This is a genomic window from Nocardiopsis sp. LDBS0036, from assembly GCF_041228755.1.
Taxonomy (GTDB): Bacteria; Actinomycetota; Actinomycetes; order Streptosporangiales; family Streptosporangiaceae; genus Nocardiopsis; species Nocardiopsis dassonvillei.
Genome location: NZ_CP141103.1, coordinates 5022942 through 5049005 on the forward strand (window position 1 = coordinate 5022942; position 26064 = coordinate 5049005).

At 74.8% G+C, this 26064-nt stretch carries 20 protein-coding genes; 11 read left to right on the forward strand and 9 right to left on the reverse strand.

All coding sequences use genetic code 11. The features are described from left to right. The first annotated feature begins 199 nt into the window (after nt 1-199). Nucleotides 200-976 carry a DUF4352 domain-containing protein gene (locus UIS43_RS21545; RefSeq protein ID WP_013156169.1) on the forward strand — a complete coding sequence of 259 codons (777 nt, stop codon included), beginning with the start codon at nt 200-202 and terminating at the stop codon, nt 974-976. Nucleotides 977-1283: 307 nt separating this feature from the next. Continuing rightward, on the forward strand, nt 1284-1754 hold the full coding sequence (locus UIS43_RS21550) for an excalibur calcium-binding domain-containing protein (RefSeq protein WP_013156170.1): 471 nt from the start codon (nt 1284-1286) through the stop codon (nt 1752-1754). A gap of 83 nt (nt 1755-1837) precedes the next feature. Here the strand turns inward: UIS43_RS21550 and UIS43_RS21555 are convergent, their stop codons facing one another. Then, nucleotides 1838-2668: an N-acetylmuramoyl-L-alanine amidase gene (locus tag UIS43_RS21555; RefSeq protein ID WP_049800401.1), complete on the reverse strand. Its 831-nt coding sequence runs from the start codon at nt 2666-2668 to the stop codon at nt 1838-1840. 155 nt (nt 2669-2823) lie between these two features. Between UIS43_RS21555 and UIS43_RS21560 the strand changes: the two genes are divergently transcribed. Together UIS43_RS21560 and UIS43_RS21565 are read left to right on the forward strand one after the other, a co-directional pair. Further along, a complete protein-coding gene (locus tag UIS43_RS21560; RefSeq protein WP_370011478.1) occupies nt 2824-4317 on the forward strand; it encodes an NAD(P)H-hydrate dehydratase in 1494 nt (497 codons plus the stop codon). 266 nt (nt 4318-4583) lie between these two features. Continuing rightward, nucleotides 4584-5447 carry a hypothetical protein gene (locus UIS43_RS21565; RefSeq protein ID WP_370011480.1) on the forward strand — a complete coding sequence of 288 codons (864 nt, stop codon included), beginning with the start codon at nt 4584-4586 and terminating at the stop codon, nt 5445-5447. Nucleotides 5448-5568: 121 nt separating this feature from the next. On the opposite strand, the gene UIS43_RS21570 is transcribed toward UIS43_RS21565, so the two are convergent. Next, nucleotides 5569-6084 carry an NUDIX hydrolase gene (locus UIS43_RS21570; protein ID WP_013156174.1) on the reverse strand — a complete coding sequence of 172 codons (516 nt, stop codon included), beginning with the start codon at nt 6082-6084 and terminating at the stop codon, nt 5569-5571. Continuing rightward, on the reverse strand, nt 6081-6743 hold the full coding sequence (locus UIS43_RS21575; protein ID WP_013156175.1) for a TetR/AcrR family transcriptional regulator: 663 nt from the start codon (nt 6741-6743) through the stop codon (nt 6081-6083). Before UIS43_RS21575 ends, UIS43_RS21570 begins: the two co-directional genes overlap by 4 nt. 91 nt (nt 6744-6834) lie before the next feature. Between UIS43_RS21575 and UIS43_RS21580 the strand changes: the two genes are divergently transcribed. Together UIS43_RS21580 and UIS43_RS21585 are read left to right on the forward strand one after the other, a co-directional pair. Further along, entirely contained in the window at nt 6835-7782 is a 948-nt protein-coding gene (locus UIS43_RS21580) for a hypothetical protein (RefSeq protein WP_013156176.1), read from the forward strand. Further along, complete coding sequence (locus UIS43_RS21585; RefSeq protein WP_013156177.1) at nt 7779-9092, forward strand: methyltransferase; 1314 nt, start codon at nt 7779-7781, stop codon at nt 9090-9092. Before UIS43_RS21580 ends, UIS43_RS21585 begins: the two co-directional genes overlap by 4 nt. A 296-nt stretch (nt 9093-9388) precedes the next feature. Here UIS43_RS21585 and UIS43_RS21590 read toward each other — a convergent pair whose 3' ends face one another. After that, on the reverse strand, nt 9389-9730 hold the full coding sequence (locus UIS43_RS21590) for a transcriptional regulator (protein ID WP_013156178.1): 342 nt from the start codon (nt 9728-9730) through the stop codon (nt 9389-9391). Continuing rightward, a complete protein-coding gene (locus UIS43_RS21595; RefSeq protein ID WP_013156179.1) occupies nt 9730-10191 on the reverse strand; it encodes a hypothetical protein in 462 nt (153 codons plus the stop codon). Before UIS43_RS21595 ends, UIS43_RS21590 begins: the two co-directional genes overlap by 1 nt. Before the next feature lie 348 nt (nt 10192-10539). On the opposite strand from UIS43_RS21595, the gene UIS43_RS21600 reads away from it, so the two are divergent. Beyond that, the gene (locus UIS43_RS21600; protein WP_013156180.1) at nt 10540-12720 is read left to right on the forward strand and encodes a PrsW family intramembrane metalloprotease; all 2181 of its coding nucleotides are present in this window, start codon (nt 10540-10542) and stop codon (nt 12718-12720) included. Between the two features lie 211 nt (nt 12721-12931). Here the strand turns inward: UIS43_RS21600 and UIS43_RS21605 are convergent, their stop codons facing one another. Beyond that, nucleotides 12932-15469 carry a molybdopterin-dependent oxidoreductase gene (locus UIS43_RS21605; RefSeq protein WP_013156181.1) on the reverse strand — a complete coding sequence of 846 codons (2538 nt, stop codon included), beginning with the start codon at nt 15467-15469 and terminating at the stop codon, nt 12932-12934. Nucleotides 15470-15676: 207 nt separating this feature from the next. Between UIS43_RS21605 and UIS43_RS21610 the strand changes: the two genes are divergently transcribed. The 3 genes from UIS43_RS21610 (at nt 15677) to UIS43_RS21620 (ending at nt 19079) form a co-directional block, all read left to right on the forward strand. After that, a complete protein-coding gene (locus UIS43_RS21610) occupies nt 15677-16624 on the forward strand; it encodes a CoA ester lyase (RefSeq protein WP_013156182.1) in 948 nt (315 codons plus the stop codon). 137 nt (nt 16625-16761) lie between these two features. After that, on the forward strand, nt 16762-17460 hold the full coding sequence (locus UIS43_RS21615) for a response regulator transcription factor (protein ID WP_013156183.1): 699 nt from the start codon (nt 16762-16764) through the stop codon (nt 17458-17460). A 143-nt stretch (nt 17461-17603) separates the two neighbouring features. Further along, nucleotides 17604-19079 (forward strand): HAMP domain-containing sensor histidine kinase, encoded by a 1476-nt coding sequence (locus UIS43_RS21620; protein ID WP_013156184.1) that lies wholly within the window; start codon nt 17604-17606, stop codon nt 19077-19079. Between the two features lie 40 nt (nt 19080-19119). On the opposite strand, the gene UIS43_RS21625 is transcribed toward UIS43_RS21620, so the two are convergent. Both UIS43_RS21625 and UIS43_RS21630 read right to left on the reverse strand, forming a co-directional pair. Then, nucleotides 19120-20400 carry a glycosyltransferase gene (locus UIS43_RS21625; protein ID WP_013156185.1) on the reverse strand — a complete coding sequence of 427 codons (1281 nt, stop codon included), beginning with the start codon at nt 20398-20400 and terminating at the stop codon, nt 19120-19122. 344 nt (nt 20401-20744) lie between these two features. Then, nucleotides 20745-22667, reverse strand: a complete 1923-nt coding sequence (locus tag UIS43_RS21630; protein ID WP_370011485.1) for a trypsin-like peptidase domain-containing protein — start codon at nt 22665-22667, stop codon at nt 20745-20747. A gap of 335 nt (nt 22668-23002) precedes the next feature. Between UIS43_RS21630 and UIS43_RS21635 the strand changes: the two genes are divergently transcribed. Continuing rightward, complete coding sequence (locus UIS43_RS21635) at nt 23003-23608, forward strand: response regulator transcription factor (RefSeq protein WP_019610142.1); 606 nt, start codon at nt 23003-23005, stop codon at nt 23606-23608. Nucleotides 23609-23711: 103 nt separating this feature from the next. Here UIS43_RS21635 and UIS43_RS21640 read toward each other — a convergent pair whose 3' ends face one another. After that, nucleotides 23712-25898 (reverse strand): SpoIIE family protein phosphatase, encoded by a 2187-nt coding sequence (locus tag UIS43_RS21640; protein WP_013156188.1) that lies wholly within the window; start codon nt 25896-25898, stop codon nt 23712-23714. Nucleotides 25899-26064: the final 166 nt, after the last annotated feature.

Genomic DNA, 26064 nt, shown 5'->3' on the forward strand with positions numbered 1-26064 from the left:
GTCCCCCGGCGGCGACCGGGTCCAGGCCCGGCCGCCAGCGGAAACGTCCGATTCCGGACAGCTCTGACACGGGGCTTGCGAGGCGGCGGCACACCCGCGTCGGATATGGTCCTCGAAGCCGCATGTGTTCCAGCCGGTACACGGCTCAGGCCCGCGGCACATTCCCTCAGGCATCGTGTACGAAGACCGGAGCACCCCGTTGTCCTATCCCCAGTACCCTTCCGGCCCCCAGCAGCCTCCCCACGGTGACGGCACCGGCGGCTACCAGTCCTACGGCGGCCAGCCCGGCTACGGCGCTCCCGGCGGGGGCTACGGCGACCCGTCCGGCGGTCAGCCGCCCTACGGCGGTCCGGGCGGTCCGCCCCCCGGCCAGCCCCCCTACGGCGGCATGCCCCCCGGCGGTCCCGGAGACCCCTACGGCCCGCCGCCGAAGAAGGGCATGTCCACCGGCGCCAAGGTCGGCCTCGGCATCGGCGGCGGCTGCCTCGGCCTGGTGCTCATCGTGGTCATCGTCATCGTGATCATCGCCTCCATGGCGGGCGGCGGCGACAGCACGTCGACCTCCACGTCCTCGGCCCCCACCCAGCAGGAGGGCACGCAGGAGTCCGAGGGCGGCGCGGCCGAGGAGCCCGCCAACGAGCAGGGCGTCACCCTGACCGCCACCGCCGCGGGCACGGCCGGTGACACCATCGACGACACCGTCTACACGGTGCTCGACGTCGAGCTCACCAACAACGGCGACGAGCCGCTCGACATCAACCCGCTGTACTTCACGACCGTGCTCTCCGACGGGACCGAGCGCACCGACTGGGCCGACGCGATCTTCGCCGACATCCAGCACATCGAGGTCGGCACCCTCGCGCCCGGCTCCTCGGTCTCGGGGCAGATCGCCGTGGTAGGCGAGGTCGTGGTGACCGAGGTCCGCTACGACCCCAGTTTCGGCATGGAGGACCCGATCGTCACGACGGTCCAGTAGTCCACGCACGCACCGCGAAGCCCCGGCCGCGCGCCCCGCGGCCGGGGCTTCACGCTGTGTTCCCGACGTTCGCCGGTGTCCGGTCGGCTCTCCCGAGGTGCCCGGTGGGGCGTCCGGGCCCGACGACGGAGCGTTCGGGGGCGGCGGCAGAGCGGTCGGATCCGGCGGAAGCCGCTTTTTACCGCAAAGGGGATCCTTTTCGCGGCTGGCTCGGATATCGTCGCCGCACGCGCGTGCCCCGCCCGCACGCGCCCGTCCAGCGCGGTTCCCGCTCCGCCGCTCCCTGCGCATCCCCCGGAGCCCCGCCGTGTCCCTGCCCCCGCGTTCCCCCGCCACCGTGTCCACCGGCGGCAAGATCGGCCTCGGATGCCTGGGGTGCTTCGGCGCCCTGGTCCTGACCGTGATGATCGGCTCCTGCGCCAGTGCGCTGGCCGGAGGCGGCTCCGACCAGGCGGGGCCGCCGCCCCCGGCCGCCACGGTGACCGCGACCGTGTCCGAGACGGTGGAGCCGACCGCCACCGCGACCGAGGAGGTCGAGGTGGAGGTGACGGTCACCGCCACGGAGACCGTCACGGAGACGGTGACCGAGCGCCCGGACGACGGCGGCAGTGGCGGGAGCGGCAGCGGCGGGGGCGGCGGAGGCGACACCGGCGGCGCCCCGGCCTACTACGAGAACTGCGACGCGGCGCGCGCCGCGGGTGCGGCGCCCGTACGCCGCGGCGACCCGGGTTACGGCTCCCACCTGGACCGCGACGGCGACGGCGTCGCCTGCGAGTGACGGGGGGTCGGCCCGGGGCCGGTTCCGGGGGCGGCGTCGGAGCGGGTCGGAGCGCGGAGCGCCCCGACCCGTCGGTGCTCCCCCTACGCCGGGGTGGCCTCCTCCGCGGGGGCCTCCGCCTTCGCGGCGCCCCCCGCCAGCGCGCGCTTGATGACGGCGGCCTCCACCTGGTCGACGGCGTGGGCGGTCATCTTGTCGCCGTACCCGGGCAGGGCGCGGCTGCCGACGTACTTGCGGGTCAGTCGCACGGCCTCGGCGGTGGCCTCCCCGTAGTCGCCGTCGACCCCGCCCGCGCCCAGGGTGTCGCCGAAGCCCGCCCGGGTGACCTTGAGCTGGAGGAGCTTGACCGCGTCCCCCGTACTGCCGATCGCGAGTCCGAGCATGTCGTTTACCTCCGTGATCTCCCCGGGGGGCTTTTCGAACGTGCCGTCGCGGACGAGAGCGTAGGCCTTGTCGCCCGGACACGAGGTGGAGACGAAGTCGCGGTGCCCGAGCACCGTTCCGGCGATCGAGGTGTCCGGTTCCATCAGCCACTGGCGGAGCGCGCGCACGGCGTTGATCTGCTCCGGGGTGATGGCGTCCGTGGGACCGGTGGCCAGGGTCACCGAGTAGTGGGAGGTGTTGCCCCCCGGCTGCGCGGCCTGGGTCTTGTACAGCCCCCGGCCTTCAATGACATATCCGTGCGAACAGGACATAAAGGAATATCCGACGTCGGCCCAGCCGCGGGAGGGGCCGGTGTGGAAGGAGCGGGTGTCGCGCCAGTACTTGAGGCAGGCCGAGTGGTCCTTCGCGGCCAGCCCCTGGTCGGTGCTGTCGTAGTGGATGACCAGTCCGGATCGGGGATTGGCCCGGGTCGCGGGCGAGGAACCCCATCCCAGATCGGACCGAGAGACGTATTTGCTCGGTCGAGGCATGCCCCCCATTGTGTCAAGTCGACACTCCGAAGGGTAGAGGGGTGATCACTTTGTGTAGAAAATTCCTTGTTGTCGGCCACCCGGTGTGGCGGAGTCCCCGTACCCGGAGCCCTCTGCGGCACGATGGTGGCCGACCCGAACCTGGGAGGTAACCCGTGCGCTCCGCACACACCGCCGACACCGTCCGCGAGGCCGAGCGCGCGCTCATGGCGCGCCTCCCCGAGGGGGCCCTCATGCTCAGGGCGGCCACCGCACTCGCCGCCGAGTGCGCGCGGCTGCTGCCCCGTGTGTACGGGGCACGGGTCGTCCTCATGGTCGGCGGCGGCGACAACGGGGGCGACGCGCTGTACGCGGGCGCCGCGCTGGCCGCCCGGGGCGCGGCCGTGCGCGCCCTGATCGCCGGGCGGCGCGTCCACGAGGGCGGGATCGCCGCCCTGCGGTCGGCGGGAGGGCGGGTCCGCTGGTTCACCGACGCCCTCGCCGATGAGAGCGACCTGTTCGACGCCGACCTCGTCGTGGACGGGCTCGTGGGCATCGGCGGCAGCGGAGGCCTGCGCAGGCCGCACTCCACCCTGGCCCTGCTCGCCGCCAACGCGCCCGTCCCCGTGGTCGCCGTGGACCTGCCCAGCGGGGTGAACGCCGACACCGGCGAGGTGGCCGGGCACGCCGTGCGCGCCGACGTCACGGTCACCTTCGGCACCCACAAGCCCGGCCTGTTCGTCGATCCGGGCGCCGAACGCGCGGGCCGGGTCCGTCTCGTGGACATCGGGCTGACCCCGGAGCTGCCCGGGCCCGAGCTGGTCAGTCCGCGGGCTGCGGACATCGCCTCCCTCCTGCCGGTCGCCGGGGCGGAGTCGGACAAGTACCGGCGGGGCGTCCTCGCCGTCCGCGCGGGCTCCGACCGCTACCGGGGCGCCGCCGTCCTGTGCGTGGGCGGAGCGCTGCGCACCGGGGTCGGCATGGTGCGCTACGGGGGCGGCCCGGCCGTGGTCGACCAGGTGCTCGCCCGCTGGCCGGAGACCGTCGCCAGCCTCCTCGACCCGCAGAACAGCACCGACCTGTCGCCCGGGCGGGTGTCCGCCGTCGTGGTCGGCTCCGGCCGGGGCACGCACCCGGCCAACGCCGACGAGCTCCGAGCGGTCCTGGACAGCGACGTCCCGGTGCTGGTGGACGCGGACGGGCTCACCCTGCTCACCGGGCAGTGGGGCGAACCGCTGTGCGAGCTGCTGCGGGAGCGGAAGGCGCACACGCTCCTGACGCCGCACGCCGGGGAGCTGGCCCGGATGCTGGGCGCGGACCGGGGGGACGTCGAGGCGCGCCGTCTGGAGCACGCGGCCCGCGCCCGTGACCGTTTCGGGTGCACCGTCCTGCTCAAGGGGTCGACCACGGTGATCGCGCACCCGGGGGCCCCGGTGGTCGTCAACCCGACCGGAACGCCGCTGCTGGCCACCGCCGGGACCGGAGACGTGCTGTCGGGGGTGGTCGGCGCGCTCCTGGCCGCCGGGCTGCCCGCGAGGGAGGCGGCGATGTGCGGCGCCTACCTGCACGGACGCGCCGCCTCGCTGGCCCGGGACGGTGCCCCGATCAGCGCGTCCGACCTGTTGGAGGCGCTGCCGCTCGCGGTGGCCGAGGTCCGCCGGGCGGCCTGAGGCGGAACCGGGCCGGGACCGGGTCGCCCGCCCGGCCGAGGGGACGCCGTCCCCGGAACGCGCACAGCCGAGCCCCCATGGGTTCGCTCCGGTGCGGTCCGCTCGGGGCGGGACCGAAGGGTGCGGGCTCAAGCCCTGTCTGTCCGCCGTTCGCGTGCGGGGCCGGGGGAGGGGTGCCGGACCGCCGTGGGATGCTGGGGTCCCCTCCTCCGGACACGACGGGCATCCCCCATGTTCCCCGCCTCCGCACCCCCGGCCGGTGCCGTGTGATCACCGCAGCGGTCCTCCTCCCGCTGTTCCTCGTCGGAACCCTGGTCGCGCTGTACGCGGAGACGCGTCGCATCGCCGCCCACCGCGGTGGCGACTGGAGGAGCGGTCGTGCGGGGCTGTGGCGCGATGCGCTGCGGGCCGCACGGCTTCCCCGTTCGTGCGCGCGGATCTGGTGGGGGTTCTTCACCGTGGCCTGTGTCCTCTGGAGCGCGCGTGAGGGAGCGCCCCTCGTCGGAGCGGCGGGGTTCGTCTTCTGGGGCGTGATCGGTCTTCCGGGAAGCCCGTCCCACGACCTCCTGCTCCGGCTCCGGGCCGGGCGGGAGGCCGACGACCGGTCCGACCCTTCGGCTGTGCCTCCGGTCACCCTGTACCGTGGCCGGTTTCGGTTCCTGGGTGTCGCCGCGGTGCTGGTGATGGCGTCGCTCTCCGCGGTGCTCGTGTTCGGCGCGGGGGAGGGCGACTGGTACGCGCTGGTGGCGGCCCCGCTCCTGCCGGTCCTCGGGCTGGTGGTCTGGCAGCGGACCGTCTATCCGGAGATTCGCCTGACCGGGACGCGCCTGCTCCTGAAGCGGTACGCCGTGTGGGTCTCGATTCCCGTGGAGTGGGTCGCGCGGGTCGGCGCCGGGAACGGGGTCGCCGTCCACTTCCTCGACGGAAGGGCGTTCTGTTCGAGGGCCTGGGGGAACACCCCGGCCCGGGACGAGGAAGCCGCCCAACGGACCACCCGGTTCGTCCAAGAGGCACGGGAGGGGGTGCCTCCGTCCGCCGACCGGCCCCTGGGGTGGGGCCGGGACCTGGTGGCGGGCCCGTTCGCCGTGTGGCTCGGGCTCGTGCTCGCCTGGATGCCCACCGACATCTGATCCGCCCCGGTGCCGGAGCGCGGCCGGCGGTGGTGAGTCCCGGGGGAGCCTGGGGCGCGGGTACGGGCGCGGGCGCGCTGTGGCTGGCCCTCGCCCTCCACGTCACCGAGGCTCTGACGCACTAACCCTGGTCCCGCGTCGTCCGAGTGCCCAGCGCGCGGGCGGCGTCGATGCCCCGCTGCACGATGTCGGTGATGAAGTAGTCGCCCGGGTCGCGGTCGTCGCGCAGCCGGTGCACCAGGGAGTCGTCCACCCACAGGAACTCGGTGTGCTTGCCCGGCTCCAGGCGGGGCGCGTCCAGGTCGCCCTCCACCCGCACCAGGTAGTCCACCTCGTGCCGGGTCAGGCCGTCCCCGGGGTCCCAGTCCAGCCGGAACAGCTCCGCCAGCACCCCGGTCAGCCGCCAGCCGGTCTCCTCCCCGACCTCGCGCGCCAACCCCTCCAGCATGGTCTCGCCCTGCTCGACGTGTCCGCCGACGATGTCCCAGCAGTGCGGGAACACCTTGCGCGTGGGGGACCGGCGCTGGGCGAAGACCCTTCCCCGGTCGTCGGCGATCACCGCGGCCGCCACGTGGGTCCGGCCGTCGGCGGTGTCGGGGAACTCGATCCCGGGGGCCACCGTGATGCCTGTGCTCATGCGTCCTCCTCGTCCGCGGGCGAGCCTACCCCCCGGTCGCGGCGCGGCAGGCGCAGCGTCAGGAGCTTGGCCCGGGGGGCCAGCCCGCGGGCCAGGTCGAACACCGCCTCGGTGCGCGAGTGGTCCTCGTCGAGCACCGAGAACAGGTTCACCCCCAGGTAGAACGTGATCGCTCCGTAGGCCACCTCGCGGGCGGGCAGCAGCTTCCCGAGGGCGGATCCGCCCAGGACGCGGTTCCACTCCTGCTCGATGAAGGCGATCCACGGCTCCGAGCGGTCCCGGATCTGCGTGCGCAGCTCCGGTTTGGTGACGGCGGCGGCCACCAGTTCGGAGAACTCGGTGATGTAGCCGCGCTCCAGGTCGGTCCGGTAGATGAGCATCGCCGCCTCCACCAGCTCCTCCAGGGTGTTCGCCCGCGCCGCGATCTCCCGGTACATGGCCATGCGCTCGGCGCTGGAGCGGTCCAGCGCCGCCAGCAGCAGCTGGTCGACCCCGCCGAAGTGGTAGAAGACCAGCGCCGAGTTGGCCTCCGCGCGCGCGGCGATGGCGCGCGCCGACGCCCCGGCGTAGCCCTCCTCGCGCACGACCTCGCTGGCCGCCGCCAGGAGCCGCTCCCTGGTCTCCTCGCTCGTGCGCCGTCCTCCGCCGCCCTTGGCCATGGCCCTCCTTGCTCTCGGGGAGGTTTTCAGCATACGGTTTAATCGAGTGATTAAACCAAGCGATTTAATCGCATGCTGAAGGAGTTCCCCCGTGCCCCGAAGCGACTCCCCCGCGCCCTCCAGGGCGCGCCTGCTGCTCGCGGCCCTGGTCCTGGCCGCCTTCGCCGCCCTGCTGGCGCTCCGGATCCACCACTGGGGCGGCCTGGACCAGACCGCGCTGTTCTACGTCGGCCTGCCCGCGACGATCGCCCTGCTCGTGGTGTTCACCGTGCGGGCCCGCAGCGCCATGGGCGTCACCATGGCCGTCACCACCCTCTGCCTGGCCCTGGCCGGACCCCTGCTCGGTGAGGGCATGGTCTGCCTGCTCATCGCCGCGCCGCTGATCTACGGGGTCGTCGCCGTGGTCACCTGGACGGCCGGGGCGCTCGTCGCCTGGCGGGACCGCTCCCGGCACGCCCTGTTCGCGGCGCCGCTGCTGTTCGTGCTCGCCCTGGAGGGCGTCGCCGGAACCTCCCTGCTGCCCCGGGAGGACCGCGGCGGGGGCCACGTCCTGGTTCCCGCCACCCCGCACGAGGTCGCCGCCGCCCTGGCCGCCCCGCCCGCCTACGCCGCCCCCGACGCGCTCTTCCTGCGGGCCGTGCCCTTCCCCGAGCCCGTCTCGGCCTCCGGCGGGGGCCTGGAGGTGGGCGACACCCGGCACGTCCGCTTCACCCCGCGCCGCACGCTGGAACCGGGCGCCGAGCCCACGCCGCGCCACATGGAGCTCCGGATCACCGGGAGCGAGGTCCGCGAGGACGGCGGGCGCGTGGTCTTCGAGGTGGTCGAGGACACCGCCTTCGCGAACTGGATGGACATGCGCCGCGCCGAGGCCGTGTGGCGCGCCGAGGGCGGCGGAACCCGCCTGGCCTGGTCCATCGACTACGAGCGCACCTACGAGCCCTCGTGGTACTTCGGGCCGATCCAGTCCTACACGACCGACCTGGCCGCCGAGTACCTCGCCGTCACCTTCGGCGCCGCCGCCCTGGAGGGCTCCCGATGATCCCGGAACTGCCCGCGGCGCTGGTCCGCGGCGTCGGCCTGTTCGCCCCGCTGCTCCTGCTGGCCGGACTGTGCCTGTGGCGCGCGCCCCGCCCGCGCGAGGTCGCGGCGATGCTGGTGGCCGGGGCGTGGGCCCTGCTCACGCTCGTCCCGCTCAACCTGTACGCGCTGCGCGCGGGCTGGTGGTCCTTCCACGCCGAGGGCGCGGTGTGGCTGGGCATGCCCGTGGACCTGCTGCTGGCCTGGGCGGTGCTGTGGGGCGCGCTGCCCGCGCTGCTGCTGCGCCTGCTGCCGGTGCCGCTGCTCAGCGGCCTGCTCGTGTGGGTGGACGTCATCGTCATGCCGCTCGCCGAACCCGTCGTGGTGCTGGGCCCGCTCTGGCTGCTCGGCGAGTTCGTCGGCTCCGCGCTGTGCCTGATCCCCGCGCTGATGCTGGCCTACTGGACGCGCACCGGCCAGCTGGTGCACGCCCGGATGTGGGCGCAGGCGCTCCTGGCGTTCGGGGCCATGGTGGTCCTGCCGCTGGCCGCGCTGGACTCCCTGCCCGGTCCGGGCACGGCCTTCGTGGCCGCCCAGGTCCTGGCCCCGGTGTGCCTGCCGGGACTGGCGGCGGCCCGCGAGTTCGCGCGGGTGGGCGGCGGCACCCCGCTGCCCTTCGACCCGCCGTCGCGGCTGGTCACCAGCGGCCCCTACGCCTACCTGCGCAACCCGATGCAGGCCACCGTCGCCGGGGTGTACCTGGTCCTGGCCCCGGTGACCGGCGACCCGTGGCTGCTGCTCGGCGCGCTCGTGGCCTTCGCCTACGGCGCGGGGTTCGCCGCCTGGCACGAGGGCGGTCAGCTGCGGGCGGCGTTCGGCGGGGACTGGGATGCCTACCGGGCGGGCGTGCGGTCCTGGCTGCCCCGGTGGCGGCCGTGGCCCGGCCGCGCGCCGGGCACGCTGTACGTGGCCGCGGACTGCGCCATGTGCCGGGGCCTGGGCGGCTGGCTCACCGCCCGCGCGCCGGTGGCGCTGGAGCCGCGACCTGCGGCGGAGCACCCCGAGGTGCTGTACCGCCTCACCTACGAGAACTCCGAGGGACTGCGCTGGAGCGGGGTGTCGGCGCTGGCCCGGGCGCTGGAGCACCTGCACCTGGGGTGGGCGCTCGCGGGCTGGGCGCTCGACCTGCCGGGGGTGCGGCACTTCGCGCAGCTGTGCGCGGACGCCTTCGGAGCCGGACCGCGGCCCTCGCGCGAACCCCTCGGCGAAGGAGGAGGGGAGGCGGGCGCTCCCCGCGGCGGTGGGGCGCCCGCGCCCGGCGCGCGGGTGTGAGTCGGCGGCCGCGGAGCGCGGCGCCCCGGGGAACGGGAGGGCCCGGGAGGCCGGACCGGTGCGTGCGGGAGACCGCGGCGGGGCTCCGCCGCGGACCCGGCGCGCCTTCGGTCCGCGCCCCCGTCGGCAGGGTCGTTCACGCTCCGCGCCGCCCCGTTTCCAGCCGAAACGCAGAGCGCCGCCCGCGTCGAGCGCGGGCGGCACCTGGTGTTCCCCGCGGCCGGGGCCCTCCTCCCCGGCGTCGGAGCCGGAGCGGGCCGCCGCGGTTCCGGCCGGCCCGGACTCCCCGCCCCGGTTCAGGTGTCGGGCTCGACCGCTGATCCCAGGCCGGTCAGCCAGGCCAGGTGGCTCTGCAGGGTCGTTCGTCCGACCGGGGTCAGGCGGAACCAGGTTTTCGGTCGGCGCCCGACCGCTCCCTTGCGGACTTCGAGCAGTCCGGCGTCCTCCAGGGTGCGGCTGTGCTTGGAGACCATCGGATCGCTGACGCCGAGCAGGTCGCGCACGGTGGCGAAGTCGACCCACTTGGCGCTCTGCAACAGCGCGCACATCGCCAGGCGCGGGCCGGTCTCCAGGATCGGTTGGCGTGCGGCGGCGCCTCCGGCGGAGGCGCCGCCGCCGGGGCGGTGCAGCGCGGTCACTACTTGACCCTGCCGTTCTCGATGCTGCGGCGCACGGCCGAGCGGACCAGCATCTGCCCGGCGAGCACGAGGGCGGCCACGGGCACCAGCGCGGCGAGCGCGAAGCCGATCATGCCCTGGTCGACCAGGAGGTTGATGCCGATGTAGCCCACGCCCGCGACGGCCAGGGCGGCGATCCACATCAGCCGGGCGCCGGGGTAGGAGGTGATGTAGCGCGGCATGTACACGCCGCTGCGTCGGCGCTGGACGACCGAGTAGGCGGTGGCGACCAGGACCACGCCGAGGACGGCCCACTGGAAGTAGGGGCCGCTGCCCGGCAGGACGGCGGACCAGATCGGCAGTCCGGCGATGAGCACGCCCGCGGCGGCGAGGAAGACCCAGTAGGCGGCGGGCAGGTCGGTGTGGGCGGCGAGCTTGCGGCGGGCGTCGGCGACCTGGTCGAGCTCGGGATTGCTGGCCATGTCCATCTCCTCTTTCGCATCTACTTTCTATATGGAAAGTAGATACCAAGGATCGGGTCCTGTCAAACACGGCCGCGGCCCGGAAGAAGGCCGCCGGGACGCAGCCACCGCGTCGACCAGCGACGACGCGAGGAACACGAATGACCGACACGCCTCGCGTCCGGCGGACCCGCCGCCGGCCTCCGCCGCCGGGGGAGGGCCCCACGGCGCACTCCCCCGGCCGGACGGCCCACCGTTATGCTCGGTCGGGCCGATCCGTCCGGAAGGCGGCGGAAACGGGCCCGTGGTCTCCGCCCCCGAGCGAGCGCCCGTCCGCCCCCGAGTGAGCCCCCAGGCACGAGGTGACCGATGGAAGAACAGGCCATGCTCGCGCGTGACCTCGTGCTGCGCGTCTGCGCCGGAGCGACCGAGTTCGACCCCCACTGGATCCGGGCCGACGGCAAGGTCACCACCCCCTTCCTGGTCCCCCGCGACCGCAACCTCATCCGCGCGGTCGTCGCCGCGGGCCGCGCCATGGGCGTGGACCGGCTCCTGGTGTGCCGGACTAGGCCCGAGTTCTCCTACGACCCCGTCACCGAGGTCCCCCTCGACACCGACACCCTCATCGACCTCATCCGCGGCTGGGGGCCCGCGCCCACCGACTTCCTGGTCTGCGTCGAGGACTTCTCCGCCGCCGTCCTGGTCACCGCGGACGAGCTCACCGTCGCGGCCGGTCCCGCCGACTTCGTCCGCGAACTCGTCGGCGCCGACATCCCCCAGGCCCGCAGCCACTTCGCCGCGCGCGCCCGACGGGAGGGCGGCCCGGTCCTCACCCGCGCCGCCCAGCTCTACCACTGCGCCGAGACCGGCGCGCGCCACGCCCGCGGTTCGCGCGGGCCCGGCCCGGACCCGGCCGAACTCCTGGCCCGCAGCGCCGAACGCGCGCGGCGGCGCTCGCCGCGCGCGGTCCGCTCCCTGCGGGCCCTGCGCGGGGCCTGGGGGTGGCTCATGGTGGCGGCGCTGCTCGTGGCGCCCCTGGCCGTCCCCGGTCTGGGCGCCGCGTTCCCCGTGCTGGCCGCCTCCTTCGTCCTGCTGTTCCAGCTGGCCCTGCTGGCCCGCTCCCGCACGGTCTCCTTCGCCTCGCTGCTGCGGATGGCCGCGTTCGGCGCGCTGCTGCTGTGGCCCCTGGCGCTCGCCGAGTCCGCCGTCACCGGGCTGCTGGGCGGCGACCCCTACGGCGTCCTCGGCTACACCTACGTCGCCGTGACCGTGGAGGAGGTCGGCAAGCTCCTCCCGCTGCTGCTCCTGGCCCTGGCGGCCCGCCGAAGGCTGCGCCGCCTGGCCGCGGTGGACTTCCTGCTGCTGGCCGCGGCCTCCGGGGCCGGGTTCCAGCTGGCCGAGCGCCTGCTCACGCAGGTGGCCCTCGGAGGGGCCGGCCCGTCCGCCGGGACCGACCTGTTCCTGCCCGGCGGCAGCACCGTCACCGACCCCGCGGGCACCGTGCTCGCGGTCTTCTCCGGTCACGCCGTCACCACCGGCCTGGTCGGCGCCGCGATCGGCCTGGCGGTCGTCGGCCGCCGCTACGGGGCCTGGCTGTGGCTGCTGCCGCCGGTCGCGCTGACCCTGGCGTTCCTGGAGCACCTGAACCTGAACGCGCGGCTGGCCAACGCCCAGCTGCACCCGGCCTCCGACCTCGTGCACGGCCTCCTCGGCGGAGGGGTGCTCACCCCGTGGCTGCTGGTGCTGCTGTTGCTGTGCGCGGTGGCCATGGACTACCGGATGATCGCGACCGCGGCCGAGTCCACGCCGCCGCTGCCCGGGCAGCCGCCGCTGGCCCGCCTGCGCCGCCGGGCGCGGGGGCGTTCGGTGGCCATGCGGGTCCGCGTGCCCGCCGACATCGCGCCGCTGTTCCGCCGGACGGCGCTGTCCTGGGTGGACCTGCCGATCACCCTGGCCACCACGGTGTCCACGATCGCCCACGAGCTGGCCGTCGCGGCCATCGCGGCGCGACGCGGCCCCTCGGTGCTCTGCGACACCTGGCGGTTCCTGCGCTGGCGGCGGGCGAACGCCATGGGCGAGGCCCGGTCGGCGGGGCGGCCCTGGCGCCACTACCCCTCACAGGAGGAACTGACCCGGCAGGCGCGCGAACTGGCGATGCGGCTGGGGCTGGCGGCCACCGGAGGGGTCACCGGGGCGATGGCGGCGATGGGCGCGGCGGCGGTGTTCGCCGCCACCGCGCCCGGCCCGGAAGCGACCGGTACGCCCGCCTACGCGTTCGTGGCCCTCGACCGGATCCAGGGGTGGCTGGGCGGCCTGACCGGTGTGGACGTGGTCTGGGCGGCCGTGGTGCTGGTCGCGGTGCTCACGCTGCTGCTGTCCGGGAACGGGGTGCCGCACGCGCACCCGCGGATGCGCGAGTTCCTGCGCGCGCCGACCGCGAACACCGGGGCGATCCTCGGCATGCTCGCGCCCGGCCAGGTGGGGTACGCGCTCCTGGGCTGGGCGGGGCTGCTGCTGCCCAGGCGCGTGAACCGGCTCCTCGTACGGTGACGGCCCCGGCCCCCCGGCCCTGGGTCCGTTCCCCCGGCCGCGCCGCTCACGTGTGCCCGCCCCGCCGGGAGACTCCGGCGGGCCGGGGCGCCGGAAGCCCGCGTGGGTACGCGGGTGGGGCGGCCCCGGGGCCACGGGAGACAGGCCAGGGCCTCCGACGTCGTGGAGCCGGGCACGCGTCGTGAAGCGCTCGGGGAGGGCCCCGCCGCGGTCAGACCGCGGTGACGCCCCTCGGCGGCTCGAAGGCGCGCACGGGCGGCACTTCTCCGGTGAACGGTTCGACGCGCACGCGCACCAGCTGACCCGTGCACCCCTGGCTCAACGAGGACGTCCCCACGTCCTCCGTCAGCGCGTTCGGGTTCCCGTGCGCGCACGTCACGTCCTCCGACGAGGGGTCGTACCAGGCCCCCGTGGACAGCTGCACGACCCCCGGCCGCAGTGCGTCGCTCACCACCACGCCCGCCAGGCACGAGCCCGTGGCGCTGGACACCCGCACCACGTCCCCGTCAGCCACACCGCACGCCTGCGCCTCCTCAGGGCGCATCCGCAACGGCGCCCTTCCGCGCACCTTCTGCGACATGCTGTGCGCGCCCATGTCCTGCTGGCTGTGCAGCCTGCCGCTCGGCTGGTTCGCGATCAGCACCAGGGGGAACTCCCCGGACCGACCACCGGAGCCGTCCACCACGGGTGCCCCGACTCCGCAACCCGCTACCACTGACCCTCGGGCCCCAGCTCCGGAGGCCGTCGCCTCCGGTTCTCCGGCTCCGGCGTGGGTACCGGAACCCGCTACCACCGACCCTCGGGCCCCAGGCACCGAGTCCGTCGCCACGGACTCCCCGGCACCGGCCCCGAGCCCGGCCTGGGCGCCGGAACCGGTCACCACCGGTCCCGCCAGCCACACCGGATGCCCCGGGCAGTCCTCGTACCCGAACGACGCGATCGTCTCCGAGAACAGCTCGATCCGCCCGCTCGGCGTACGCAGGGCGTGGCCCTCCGGGTCGGCGCGGAACTCGCCCAGCAGCGCCTCGTCCTCCACCCGGCCGGGCATCTCCACCCGCCCGCGCTCCCAGAACTCCTCGAACTCCGGCACCTCCAGGCCCCGCCGCGCCACCAGCGACCGCCAGCGCCCGTACACCACGCGCATCCACTCGCCGCTCGTGCGCCCCTCGGTGAACTCCTCGCGCACCCCCAGCCTCTCGGCCAGGTCGGCGTAGGTGTCGTACTCGTCGCGCGCCTGCCCGTGCGGCGCCACCGCGCGCGGCATCGCCCGCACGCTCAGGTCGCCCTGGCTCGCGGCCATGTCGTCGCGCTCCAGCACCGTCGTGGCCGGCAGCACGATGTCGGCGTGCCGCGCCGTCGCGGTCCAGTGCGTCTCGTTCACCACCACCGTCTCCGGCCGCCCGAACGCCTCGGTCAACCGCCTCAGGTCCTGGTGGTGGTGGAAGGGGTTGCCCCCGGCCCAGTACACCAGCCGGATGTCCGGGTACCGCCTCTCCTCGCCGTCGTGGTCGTAGCGCCCGCCCGGCTCCAGCAGCATGTCGGCCACCCGCGCCACCGGGATGAACGAGTCCACCGCGTTGTTGCCCTGCGGCATCCTCGGCAGCCCCAGCGGCGTCGCGCCGCCCCCGTAGTTGCCCATGGACCCGTACCCGGACGCGAAACCGCCGCCCGGCAGCCCCACCTGCCCCAGGCAACACGCCAGCGCAAGTCCGGCCCACAACGGCTGCTCGCCGTACCGGGCCCGCTGCACCGACCACCCCACGTTGACCAGCGTGCGCCGCGCCGCCATCCGCCGCGCCAGAGACCGCAGCTCGTCGGCCGAGACCCCGCTGATCCGCTCGGCCCACTCCGGCGTCCGCGCGGTCCCGTCCGGGCCGCCCCGCTCGTCGCGCTCGCCCAGCACGTACGCGCGCAGCACGTCCGCGCCCACGGTGTAGCGGTCCAGGAAGGCGGTGTCGGCCAGGCCCTCGGTGAACAGCACGTGCATCAGCGCCAGCATCACCGCCGTGTCGGTCCCCGGGTTGAGGGAGACCCACTCGGCCTTGACGTCCTCGGGGGTGTCGTCCAGCAGCGGCGAGACCGACACGAACTCCACCCCGGCCCCGGACGCGTCGCGCATCGCCGGACCGGCGGTCTGGGCGGCGCGCCCGCCCGAGGAGGTCCACGTGTTGGACACCCGCAGCCCGCCGAAGCTCACCAGCAGCTCGGTGTGCTCGCGGATCCGCGTCCACGACGGGGCCCGGTGCAGCAGCCGGTTCGCCGCCGGGACGCCGATGATCCGCGGGAAGAGGACCTCCACCGCGCCGTGGCTGTAGGTGGTGCGCGAGCGCGTGTACCCGCCGATCACGTTGAGGAACCGGTGCAGCTGGCTCTGCGCGTGGTGGATCCGCCCCGCGCTGCCCCAGCCGTACGAACCGCCGTAGATCGCCGCGTTCCCGTACGCGCCGCGCACCCGGTCCAGCTCACCGGCGAGCAGGTCCAGCGCCGTGGACCACTCCACCTCGACGTAGGCGTCGTCCGGGTCACCCCGGAGCGGGTCCGGGCCGGGTCCGTTCTCCAGCCAGCGCCGCCGCACCGCCGGACGCGCCACCCGCGAGGCGTGGTGCTGGGCGGCGGGGGTGTTGGCGATCACCGGGGACGGCGCCGGGTCGTCCGGGTCGGGGAGGGTTCCGACCACCCGGCCGTCCTCGACGACCACCCGGTAACTGCCCCAGTGGGCGCTGGTCGGATACGACGACGTGCCGGACATGCTCGTTTCCCCCCTGGAATTCCCCTGCGCCCCACCAGGGGCCCGGACTCACTCTATGCACCGCACGGTGCGATGATGGGCGGCGCGGTCCCGCCCGGCGGAGGCGGCCGACCCGGCCGGACGGCCGGCGCCGCGACCGCGCTCCCGCGCGGCCGACCGGTGCGGACCGCGCGCAGGCGGACGAGTGGAGCAGGGGGACGGACGGCGATGGGCGAACTCAGGTCGCGGCGGTCGGTACTCGCGGTGCCGGGGTCCAACCCCCGGTTCGTGGACAAGGCGCGGGAACTGGACGCGGACGCCTTCTTCCTCGACCTGGAGGACGCGGTCGCGCCCCTGGAGAAGGACTCCGCCCGCCACGCCGTCGTCCGGGCGCTCAACGACGGCGGATGGGGAGGCAAGGTGCGGTCCGTCCGCGTGAACGACGTCACCACCGGGTGGGCCTACCGCGACGTCGTCACCGTCGTCGAGGGAGCCGGGGCCGAACTCGACGCCCTGGTCCTGCCCAAGGTCACCTCGGCCCGCGACGTCCAGTGGCTCGACACCCTCCTCACCCAGATCGAGCGCGCCGTCGGGCTGGAGGTCGGCCGGATCGGCATCGAGGCGCAGATCGAGGACGCCCGCGGCCTGGTGGCCGTGGACGGGATCGCCGCGGCCTCGCCCCGCCTGGAGAGCCTCGTCTACGGGCCCGCCGACTTCATGGCCTCCATCAACATGAAGAGCCTGGTCGTCGGCGAGCAGCCGCCCGGCTACGACACCGGCGACGCCTACCACTACGTGCTCATGCGCATCCTCACGGCCGCCCGCGCCCACGGGCTCCAGGCCATCGACGGCCCCTACCTCCAGATCCGGGACGTGGACGCGTTCCGCCGCTCCGCCGGGCGCACGGCCGCCCTCGGCTTCGACGGCAAGTGGGTCCTGCACCCGCTCCAGGTGGAGGCCGCCAACGAGGTGTTCGCGCCCTCCCAGGAGGACTACGACCACGCCGAGCTGATCCTGGACGCCTACGCCCACGCCACCACCGTGGACCGGCGCGGCGCCGTCATGCTCGGCGAGGAGATGCTCGACGAGGCCTCCCGCAAGATGGCGCTCGTGGTCGCGGGCAAGGGGCGCGCGGCCGGGATGGCCCGGACCCGCGCGTTCGACCCCGGGGCCTGAACCCGGACCCCGGCGGAGGGCGGGCGGGCCCCGTGCGGGCCCGCCCGGTCCGCGCGGGCCCTGACCGGCGCGGAGTCTGACACGCGCCCCACCCCGCTCTTACCGCGCTCTCACCCTCATACGGAACCATGGGCGCCATGGAAGCCACCGCCACGGTTCTGGTCGCCGACGACGACCGCGCGATCAGGGACTCACTGGAACGCGCGCTCCAACTGGAGGGCTACAGGGTCAGGACGGTACCGGACGGGGTCCAGGCACTCGCCGCCGTGCACGCCGACCCCGTCGACCTGCTCGTCCTCGACGTGATGATGCCGGGAGTGGACGGGCTCGGGGTGGCCCGCGTGCTGCGCGCCGAGCGCGACCGCACGCCCATCCTCATGCTCACCGCGCGCGTGGAGACGCCGGACCGTGTGGCGGGGCTCGACGCGGGGGCCGACGACTACCTCGCCAAGCCCTTCGAGCTGGAGGAACTCCTCGCCCGGCTGCGCGCACTGCTGCGCCGGGCCGCGCCCTTTCCCGAGGATGCATCGGAACAGGGACCGCTGCGCGTCGGCGAGCTGTCCCTGGACCCGGCCTCCCGCCGGGTCTGGCGCGGCGACCGCGAGGTCGAGCTGTCCAAGACCGAGTTCGACCTGCTCGAACTCCTGGTGCGCAACGCCGGGATCGTCCTGGACCACTCCACCATCTACGACCGCATCTGGGGCTACGACTTCGGCCCCGAGTCCAAGAACCTCGCCGTCTACATCAGCTACCTGCGCCGCAAGCTGGAGGACGGCGGTCCGCCGCTGATCCAGACCGTGCGCGGGGTCGGCTACACGCTCCGGCCGCAGGGTTGAGCCCCGTGCGACCCGACGACGGCACCCCGCGGGAACCCGGACACGGCGTTCCGCACGGCCCTGGAGCCTCGCCCGCCTCCGACGCCCCGCACGGCCCCGGTACCCCGCACGGCTCTGGCGCCGCGTCCGGTCTCAGGGCCCTCGTGTCCGCCGCGCGCACCGCCGTCCCGAGGTGGCGCCGGACACTGCTCCAACCGGGCGACTGGCGGCTGGGCACCCGCTTCGCGGTGATCTTCGCGCTGGTCGCCACCGTCGTCATCGCCCTGGTCGGCACCCTCGCCTACACCACCGCCGCCGCGCTCATCCGCTCCGACGCCCGCACCGAGTTCGAGAGCACCGTCACCGCCCTGTCCGACCAGCTCGTCGACTACCACCAGCAGGGGCGGGGCGGCTCCGCCGGTCCCGGACCGTTCCTGCCCAGCGACAAGTTCCAGCTCCAGCTCCTCGAACCCGACGGCAGCAGGACGGTCAACATCGCCGACCCGTCCGAGATCATCCTGTTCGCACCGTCGCAGAGGGACCTGGAGGTCGCCGAGGAGGCCCGGCCCGGCATCGTCGACATGCGCGAGCAGGCCATCGGCGGGCAGGAGTACCGGCTGGCCACGGTCTCCCTCGGCGACGGCGCCGGGGCCCTCCAGCTCCTCCAGCGCCTGTCCCCGACCGAGCTGATGATCGACCGGCTGGCCACGCAGATCCTGTGGGTGGGCCTGTTCGTCGCCCTGTGCGCGGCCGCCGCGGGCTGGCTGGTGGGCCACCGCACCACCGGCCGCCTGGTGCGCCTCACCGAGGCGGCCGAGTACGTCAGCTCCACCGGGCGGCTCGACCCCGTGGACCCCGGCCGGAGCGGCGAGAGCCGCGAGGAGGACGTCGGCCGCGACGAGGTCGGCCGCCTCACCAGCGCGTTCAACGCCATGCTCGCCCGGCTGGCCCGTTCCAAGGACGAGCAGCGCCGCCTCGTCCAGGACGCCGCGCACGAACTCCGCACCCCGCTGACCAGCCTGTACACCAACGTGCAGGTGCTCGACAGGGTGGACCGGCTCAGCCCGGAGGCGCGCGCCGGCCTCATCGAGGACCTGCGCGGCGAGACCCGCGAACTCACCGCCCTGGTCAACGAACTGGTCGGCCTGGCCACCGGCGACCACGAGGACGAGCAGATGAGCGCCGTCCCCCTCGCCGGGATCGCCGAGAAGGTCGCCAAGCGCACCCGCCGCCGCACCGGCCGCGACATCGTCGTGGACGCCGACGACAGCGTCGTGTGGGGACGCCCCGGCTCCCTGGAGCGCGCCGTCTCCAACCCGGTCGAGAACTCCGCCAAGTTCGACCCCGAGGGCACCGCGCCCATCGAGATCCGCGTGCGCGCTGGGACGGTGGAGGTCCTGGACCGGGGGCCCGGCATCGACCCGGCCGAACTCGACCACGTCTTCGAGCGCTTCTACAGGGCCGCCGTCGCCCGCGGCCTGCCCGGTTCGGGGCTCGGCCTGTCCATGGTCAGGGAGATCGCGCAGGCGCACGGGGGCAGGGTGTTCGCCCGCAACAGGGAGGGCGGCGGCGCCGCCATCGGCTTCCACCTGCCGCTGTTCACACCGCCGCGGGACGGGGAGCAGAAGGCGCGCGGGTGAGGATCCAGCGCTCACGCGGACGCCGCGTCGGAACCGCCGGTCACCGCCCGCTGCGCGTCGCACCGGCTCCGGCGCCGGCCCCCGCACCGGCGGACGCCTCGCGGTAGATCCGCTCGAACCGCTCCAGCGAGTCCTCCAGCCGGTGCAGCTCCGCCATGTCGCGGCTGCGCGCGCCCATTCCGAGCCGTCGGCCCTCGTCGGCGACCACCGACTCCACGCGTGCGGCCAGCGCCCCCGGGCTGCCGGGCGGGTACAGGTACCCGTTGCCGCCCTCCTCCACCAGGTGCGGCAGCGCCATGGCGTCCGCCGCCACCACCGGCAGGCCGCTCGCCATCGCCTCCAGGGTGGCGATGCTCTGGAGTTCGGCGGTCCCGGCGATGGCCCACACGTCAGCGCACCGGTACACGTCGGGCAGGTCGGCGTGCGGCACGAAGCCCAGGAACACCACCCGGTCGGCCGCGCCGACCTCCGCCGCCAGCTCCTCCAGCCGCGCCCGGTGCGCGCCGTGCCCGGCCAGCACGAGCTGCACCCCGTCGGTCAGGGCCACCGCGCGCACGAGTTCGTCCACGCGCTTCTCCTCGTCCAGCCGCCCCACGAACAGCACCGTCCTGTGGTCCGGCACGCCCAGCCGGGCGCGCAGCCGCCGCCGGGTGGCCGCGCCGCCGTCCAGCGGGCTGAACCGGTCCAGGTCGATCCCGCACGAGACCGGTTCGACCGGCCGGGTGAACCCCTGGTCGACCAGCAGCCGCGCCGCCGCCGGGGTGGGCGTGGTCACGTGCTCGGCCCGGGACAGCACCGCGCCCAGGTCCCACCAGGCCAGCCGGGCCGCGTGCGGGCGCAGCGGCGCGGGCACGTGCACGTAGTCGAAGAGGTTCTCCGGCATGAAGTGGTTGGTGGCGACCACGGGCACGCCTCGGGCGTGCGCGGCGGCGGCCAGCATCCGGCCGACGAGGAAGTGGTTCTGGATGTGGACGGCGTCCGGCCGCACCCGGTCCAGGAGCCGGTCCAGGTGGCCGCGCACGCCCAGCGGGACCGCGAGCCGCACGCTGTCGTGGACCAGGGAGGACACCGAGCGCAGCCGGTGCTCGACCACCCCGCCGCGTTCCGCCGTGTACGGGGCGCCCTCGGGGGAGGGGCACACCACGTGCACCCGCGCTCCGCGCGCGGCCAGACCGCGGGCGAGGCGGGCGGTGAAGTACGCGGCGCCGTTCACGTCGGGGGGATAGGTGTCGGTACCGATCAGGACCCGGGTGCGGCGAGTCGCGCCGACGGCGGGCCGGGGCGGTGCCGCCACCGCGGGGGAGGCGAAGGACGTGGACATGACCTGATCTCCTTTGTCGGGTCGCCGCGTACGCCCGAGTGTGGGTCACCCGCGTTGACCCCCGCCGACCTCTCGGTGGCCGCCGGGCGACCGCTCGGTGGCACGCGGCGCGGGGGAGGGAACCCCCGCGCCCCTTCCGCCTACCCACAAGTCCGGCCGCGCCGACAGACAACGGACCGCGGCTCGCGTGCCCCGGACCCGCTCCGCCGCGCACACGCCGCGCGGCCCCGATCCGCCGCGCCTTCGGTCCGTGACCGTCCCGCCCGCCGCCGGGCACACGACGGGCGGCCCCGGACCCGAGGGTCCGAGGCCGCCCGTGTGCGGGGGAACCGGGGTCTCGCCCGTCAGTTCCCGCCCTCCTCGTTCTGGGCCGCCTCCACGCTCTGCTCCCCGAGCGTCACCGTGACCTCCTCCTCGGAGCCGCTGCCGCCGTCGGGGACGACCCCCAGGGTCACCTCCTCGCCGGGCTGGCGGATCCGGATCTGCGCGATCAGCTCGTCCGGCGTGGACACCTGCTCGCCGTCCACGGACACCACCACGTCACCGGCCTGGAGCCCGGCCTCGGCGGCCGCGCCGCCCTCGGTGACCTCCACGATCTCCGCGCCGCCGACGCGGGAGTTGGTGATGGTCGCCTCGATCGCCGGGTAGCTCGCGCTGCCGTCCTCGACCAGCTGCTCCGCGATGGGGCGGACCTGGTTGATCGGGATGGCGAAGCCCAGCCCCACCGAGCCGCTGTCCTGCGAGACGCCCGCGATCGCGGTGTTGATCCCGATGACCTCGCCGTTCATGTTCACCAGCGGGCCGCCCGAGTTGCCGGGGTTGATCGCCGCGTCCGTCTGGATCGCGTTGATCACCGTGGACGTCTGCCCGGACTGCCCGGTGTTCACCGGACGGTTCAGCGCGCTGACCACACCCGTGGTCACCGTGCCCGACAGCCCCAGCGGGGAACCGATCGCGACCACCTCGGCGCCCACGCCGACCTGCTCGGAGTCGCCGAGGGTGGCCGGGGTGAGGTCGTTGCGCCCCTCCGCCTGGATCACCGCGATGTCGGAGACCGGGTCCGATCCCAGGACCTCGGCGCGCGCGGAGCTGCCGTCGTTGAACAGCACCTCGATCGGACCGCCCTCGGCGGCGGCCACGACGTGCGCGTTGGTGAGGATCTGGCCGTCGGAGGAGATGACCACACCGCTGCCGCCGCCGTTGGCGGTGCGGATGGACACCACGCTCGGCAGGACCGTGTCGGCGACCTCGCCCACCTCGCCCTCGGTCTGCGTGCTCTCCTGCTCCTGGTTGAGCGAGCTGATCGGCCCGCTCAGGCCGTTGGGGAACAGGTAGGCGGTGCCCAGGGCCGTCATCGGGCCCACGATGAGGCTCGTGACCAGGGCGGTGATCGCGGCGACGGTCACGATCCTGCCGGAGCCGCGTTTCCCGCCGCTTCCCTGCGGGGGCACCGCCCCGGGGAAGGCGCCGCCGAACGGGGGCTGCCCGCCGTGGCCGCCGTGGTCCCCGGGACCGCCGGGGCCGCCCGCCCCGAACGCGCCGCCGTCACCGTACGGCGGCTGCCCGTGCCCGACCGGCCCGTGGGGGCCGTTCTGCCCGCCGTGCGGGGGAGCGGGGTGGTGGGCGGAGAACTGCTCGTGCTGGCCGCCTGCGGCGGCGCCGTAGCCGCCCCCGGGCGGCGGGAAGGTGTAGGAGGCGTGCTCCGGGTCGTTGGGCCCGGTGGCCCACCTCGGCGGCTGTCCGGGCGGGGAGAAGGTCGGCCCCGTCCCCGCGGGGCCGGTCTCCGGCCACCCGTGCCGCTCGGCCCCCGGGTGTCCGCCCTGCTGGGACGGGAATCCCTCCCCCGTCTGTCCGGCCGCAGCGTACCCGCCGCTCCGCTCGGCGCCGGGGTGCCCGCCGGGCTGCTCGCCGCTCTGCCACACGCCGGTGTACCCGCCGGGCTCGTGCTGCGCGGGCCGCTCCACGCGCTCGCCCGGCTCCCCGGCCCCGGACTCCCCGCCGGCCCCCTGCGACTCGGAACCCCCGAAGGACCGCTGGGGCCCGGCGTGCTCGGCCCCGTGGGTCAGGTCGTCCTGTCCGGCGGGGACACCCCCGTGCTCCCCGCCGGACGCGCCGCGGACATCGGTCCCGTCACCTGTGGAGGAGCCCCCCTCGTGCGGGCCGGAGGGCCCCGCCTGGTCGGCGGGCTCGGCGGGACGGTGCTCGGGAAGCCCGCTCCCGGCCGCCGCACCGGGCTCGGTACCTGCACTCGGTTCGTTGGGGTTCAACTCATCCTCCGGCTGACGGGACGATGTTCAGTGACGTGTTCCATCATGCGGCGCATGGGTTAGAACAGGGTGAGAGCGCGATATGCCGGGGTTTCGAGTCCTTCCGCCCCTGCCGTGCCCCCGCTCGGTCCGCGTCGGCGGTCCCGTGGCCCAGCGCCGTCGGACCGGGCCGTCGGTGACCGGCCCCGAGGTCCGTGAGAGCATCCGAACCCCGACACTGCGACCCGACACGTCGCCCGTTACCCCGGCGCGCTTCCCGTAGGCGCCGTATGCACCACAATGCCCGAAACGATATCGTGCCGAAGCCCAAGCGAGACACCGGAGAAGAGCCGACCTTGATCAAGATCGTGCTGGCCGATGACGAACACCTCGTGCGGGGGGCCATCGCCGCCCTCCTCGGACTGGAGGACGACCTGGAGGTCGTCGCCGAGGTCGGCCGGGGCGACGAGGTGGTCGACGCCGTCCTCCGGCACGGCGCCGAGATCGCCGTCCTGGACATCGAGATGCCCGGCGCCACCGGGCTGGAGGTGGCCGCGCGGCTGCGGACGGACGCCCCCGACTGCGGCGTCGTCATCCTCACCAGCTTCGGCCGCCCCGGCTACCTGCGCCGCGCCCTGTCCTCCGGCGCGCGCGGCTTCCTGGCCAAGGACGCCCCCGTCGACCAGCTCGCGGGCGCCATCCGCCGTGTGCACGAGGGCGGGCGCTACATCGACACCGACCTCGCCGCCGCCGCGATGGTCGGCGGCGAGAGCCCGCTCACCGACCGCGAGACCGAGGTGCTGCGCGCCGCCTCCGACGGCGCCACCGTCGCCAGGATCGCCGCCGCCCTCCACCTGACCGAGGGCACCGTGCGCAACTACCTCTCCAACGCCATCGGCAAGACCGGCGCCGACAACCGCATGTCCGCCATCCGCACCGCCCAGGACATGGGCTGGCTGTAGGCCCCGCCGGGCCCCGGCAGACCGGGGCGCCGGCCGGAGCGGTCGCCGGTGCGGCGTGCGGGGTCCCCCCGCCCCCGGCCGGGCCGCCCCGGGGAGGCCCGGCCTAGAGGAAGCGCAGCACCAGCATCGCGGTGTCGTCGCTGCGCCCGCCCGGGGCGTACTCCTCCAGCTCCCGGTCGATGCGGCTGATCACCGCCTGGGCGGTCAGCCCCGCGCAGCCGGAGAAGATCTCCATCAGCCCCTCGTCGCCGAGCATGTCCGTGTTGCTGCGCCGCTCGGTCACGCCGTCGGTCACCGCCAGCACCACCTCGCCGGGGCGGATGTCCACGTTCTCGGTCGTGAACCCCACGTCCTCGAACGCGCCCAGCAGCGGCTGCGAGGCGCCGAACGGCAGTACCTCGCCCTTCTGGTTCAGCCGCAGCGGCAGCGGGTGCCCGGCCGAGACCATCCGCAGCCGCATCCCGCCCCCGCCGTCCGTGGCCGGGGTCATCTCCCCGTACAGCATCGTCAGGAACCGGGTCGAGGTGTTCTCGTCCAGGATCGCCATGTTCAGCCGCTGCATGATGTGCGAGGGCGTGAACCCCTCCTTGGCCAGCGCCCGCAGCGTGTGCCGCGCCAGACCGGTCACGGCCGCCGCCTCCGGGCCCGTCCCGCACACGTCGCCGATGGCGAAGCACCACCGGCCGCTCGCCGCGAACACGTCGTAGAAGTCCCCGCCCACCACGTTGCGCTCGTCGGCCGGACGGTAGAACACCGCGTGGTCCACGTTCGGGATCACCGGCTCCTTCTCCTTGGCCGGCAGCAGGCTGCGCTGGAGGGCGTCGCTCATCGCGGCCTGCTTCTCGTGCAGCCGCGCGTTCTCCATCGCCGACGCCACCCGGCTGCTCAGGTCGTCGGCGACGTCCACCTCCTCGCGGGTGAAGTCGTCCGACTCGTTCTTGCCGATCGTCATCCGCCCCAGCGCGCGCCCGTGCGCCACCAGCGGGACGCAGATCGCCGGACCGCTCGCCAGCTCCCGGACGAGCTGTTCGTCCAGCCCCTCCTTGGCCAGCTCGGCCGGGGACCACAGCGGCTGCGGCTCCCTCTGCTCGTGCGGCGGCAGCCCGGTCAGCAGCGCGCGCAGGATGTCGTTGTAGTTCTCGTCGCTGTGCACCACGTGCGTCAGCTGCGAGACGCCCATCTCGTTGATCGTCTCGATGGCGCACCACCGGCCCAGCCGCGAGGTGATCAGCTGCGCCGCCAGCGCGCCCGTCATCCGCTCGTCCAGCGTGCCCGCGAGCAGGTCGCTGGCCTCGGCCAGGAAGCTCAGCGAGGCCCGCCTGCTCAGCTCCACCTCGGCCAGCCGGGCCCTCTCCACCGGCAGCGCGATCAGGTTCGCGCCCTCCTGGAGCCGCTTGGCCGCCGACGCCCCGAAGTGCCGGGCCCGCCGGGAGGCCACCCCCAGCAGGCCGACCACCCGCCCGTCCACGATGAGCGGCGCCGTGACCAGCGAACGCATCCCCGCCCGCGACAGGCGCCCCCGGCTGGCGCGGGCGATCATCAGGTCGTCGTTGATCACCGCGCCCGGCTCCGGCGCCGACGACGGGAAGATCTCCTCCGTGCGCACGCGCAGCGGCCGCCACGGGGCGCCGCCCGGGGTCAGCCCGACCGCGGCGCGCACCTCCCACATGGTCTCGTCGGACGTGGCCAGCGTGATGTAGGCCGCGTCCGCGCCCAGCGCCGTGGCCGAGTGCTCCACGGTGCGCTCCAGCAGCTGCGGCAGGGACAGCCGCGAGCCCAGGGCGGAGTCCAGCGCCGACCACGGGGCGGGGCGCCCGGTACGGGAGGGGCTCCTGCGCACCGGCGGGGACTCCAGGGAGGCGCGCTCCCCCGAGTCGTCCTCGATCCGGAACCACACGGCCTTGTCGTTGCGCCCGTAGCTCACGCCCCAGCTCGACGCGATCGCCGACGCCAGGGCCAGCCCCAGACCGCCGGTGCGCCCGTTCTCCCGGGACGGGGAGGTGTCCACCGACAGGGGACCGGCCTGCGGGACCGCGCGTTCGGGCACGGAGTCGGTGACCATCACCTCGGTCGCGCCCTCCGACCGGCGCACGGTCACGTCCAGGGACGAGCGCGCGTGGATGACGGCGTTGGTGACCAGCTCGCTCACCAGCAGGATCACGTCGTCGGAGGGGTCGGTCACACCCCAGGACAGGAGGGTGTCGTGAACGAACTCGCGGGCCGCCGCCGCGGTCTCCGGGGCGGGAGGGAACTCTCGTCGAGCGACCTTCGACGCGTCGTGTGCTGGCAAGCCGTCGGTGTCCTTCGTCACTGGATGCGTGCGCGGGGGGTGGTGGTCACTGCCACGATACGCGTGCCGGGGTGACCGGTGCCGCGCGAACCGTCACTTCCGCCCGGCGGTCCGTGCTCCCGGGGGCCGCCCGGCGGTCGTACTCACGGGGGCCGCGCTCCCGGGG

Coding starts and splice junctions, on each gene's coding strand:
- UIS43_RS21555 (WP_049800401.1), bottom strand. CDS start 2,668: ATGCCTCGACCGAGCAAATACGTCTCTCGGTCCGATCTGGGATGGGGT.
- UIS43_RS21570 (WP_013156174.1), bottom strand. CDS start 6,084: ATGAGCACAGGCATCACGGTGGCCCCCGGGATCGAGTTCCCCGACACC.
- UIS43_RS21575 (WP_013156175.1), bottom strand. CDS start 6,743: ATGGCCAAGGGCGGCGGAGGACGGCGCACGAGCGAGGAGACCAGGGAG.
- UIS43_RS21585 (WP_013156177.1), top strand. CDS start 7,779: ATGATCCCGGAACTGCCCGCGGCGCTGGTCCGCGGCGTCGGCCTGTTC.
- UIS43_RS21595 (WP_013156179.1), bottom strand. CDS start 10,191: ATGGCCAGCAATCCCGAGCTCGACCAGGTCGCCGACGCCCGCCGCAAG.
- UIS43_RS21600 (WP_013156180.1), top strand. CDS start 10,540: ATGGAAGAACAGGCCATGCTCGCGCGTGACCTCGTGCTGCGCGTCTGC.
- UIS43_RS21605 (WP_013156181.1), bottom strand. CDS start 15,469: ATGTCCGGCACGTCGTCGTATCCGACCAGCGCCCACTGGGGCAGTTAC.
- UIS43_RS21610 (WP_013156182.1), top strand. CDS start 15,677: ATGGGCGAACTCAGGTCGCGGCGGTCGGTACTCGCGGTGCCGGGGTCC.
- UIS43_RS21615 (WP_013156183.1), top strand. CDS start 16,762: ATGGAAGCCACCGCCACGGTTCTGGTCGCCGACGACGACCGCGCGATC.
- UIS43_RS21625 (WP_013156185.1), bottom strand. CDS start 20,400: ATGTCCACGTCCTTCGCCTCCCCCGCGGTGGCGGCACCGCCCCGGCCC.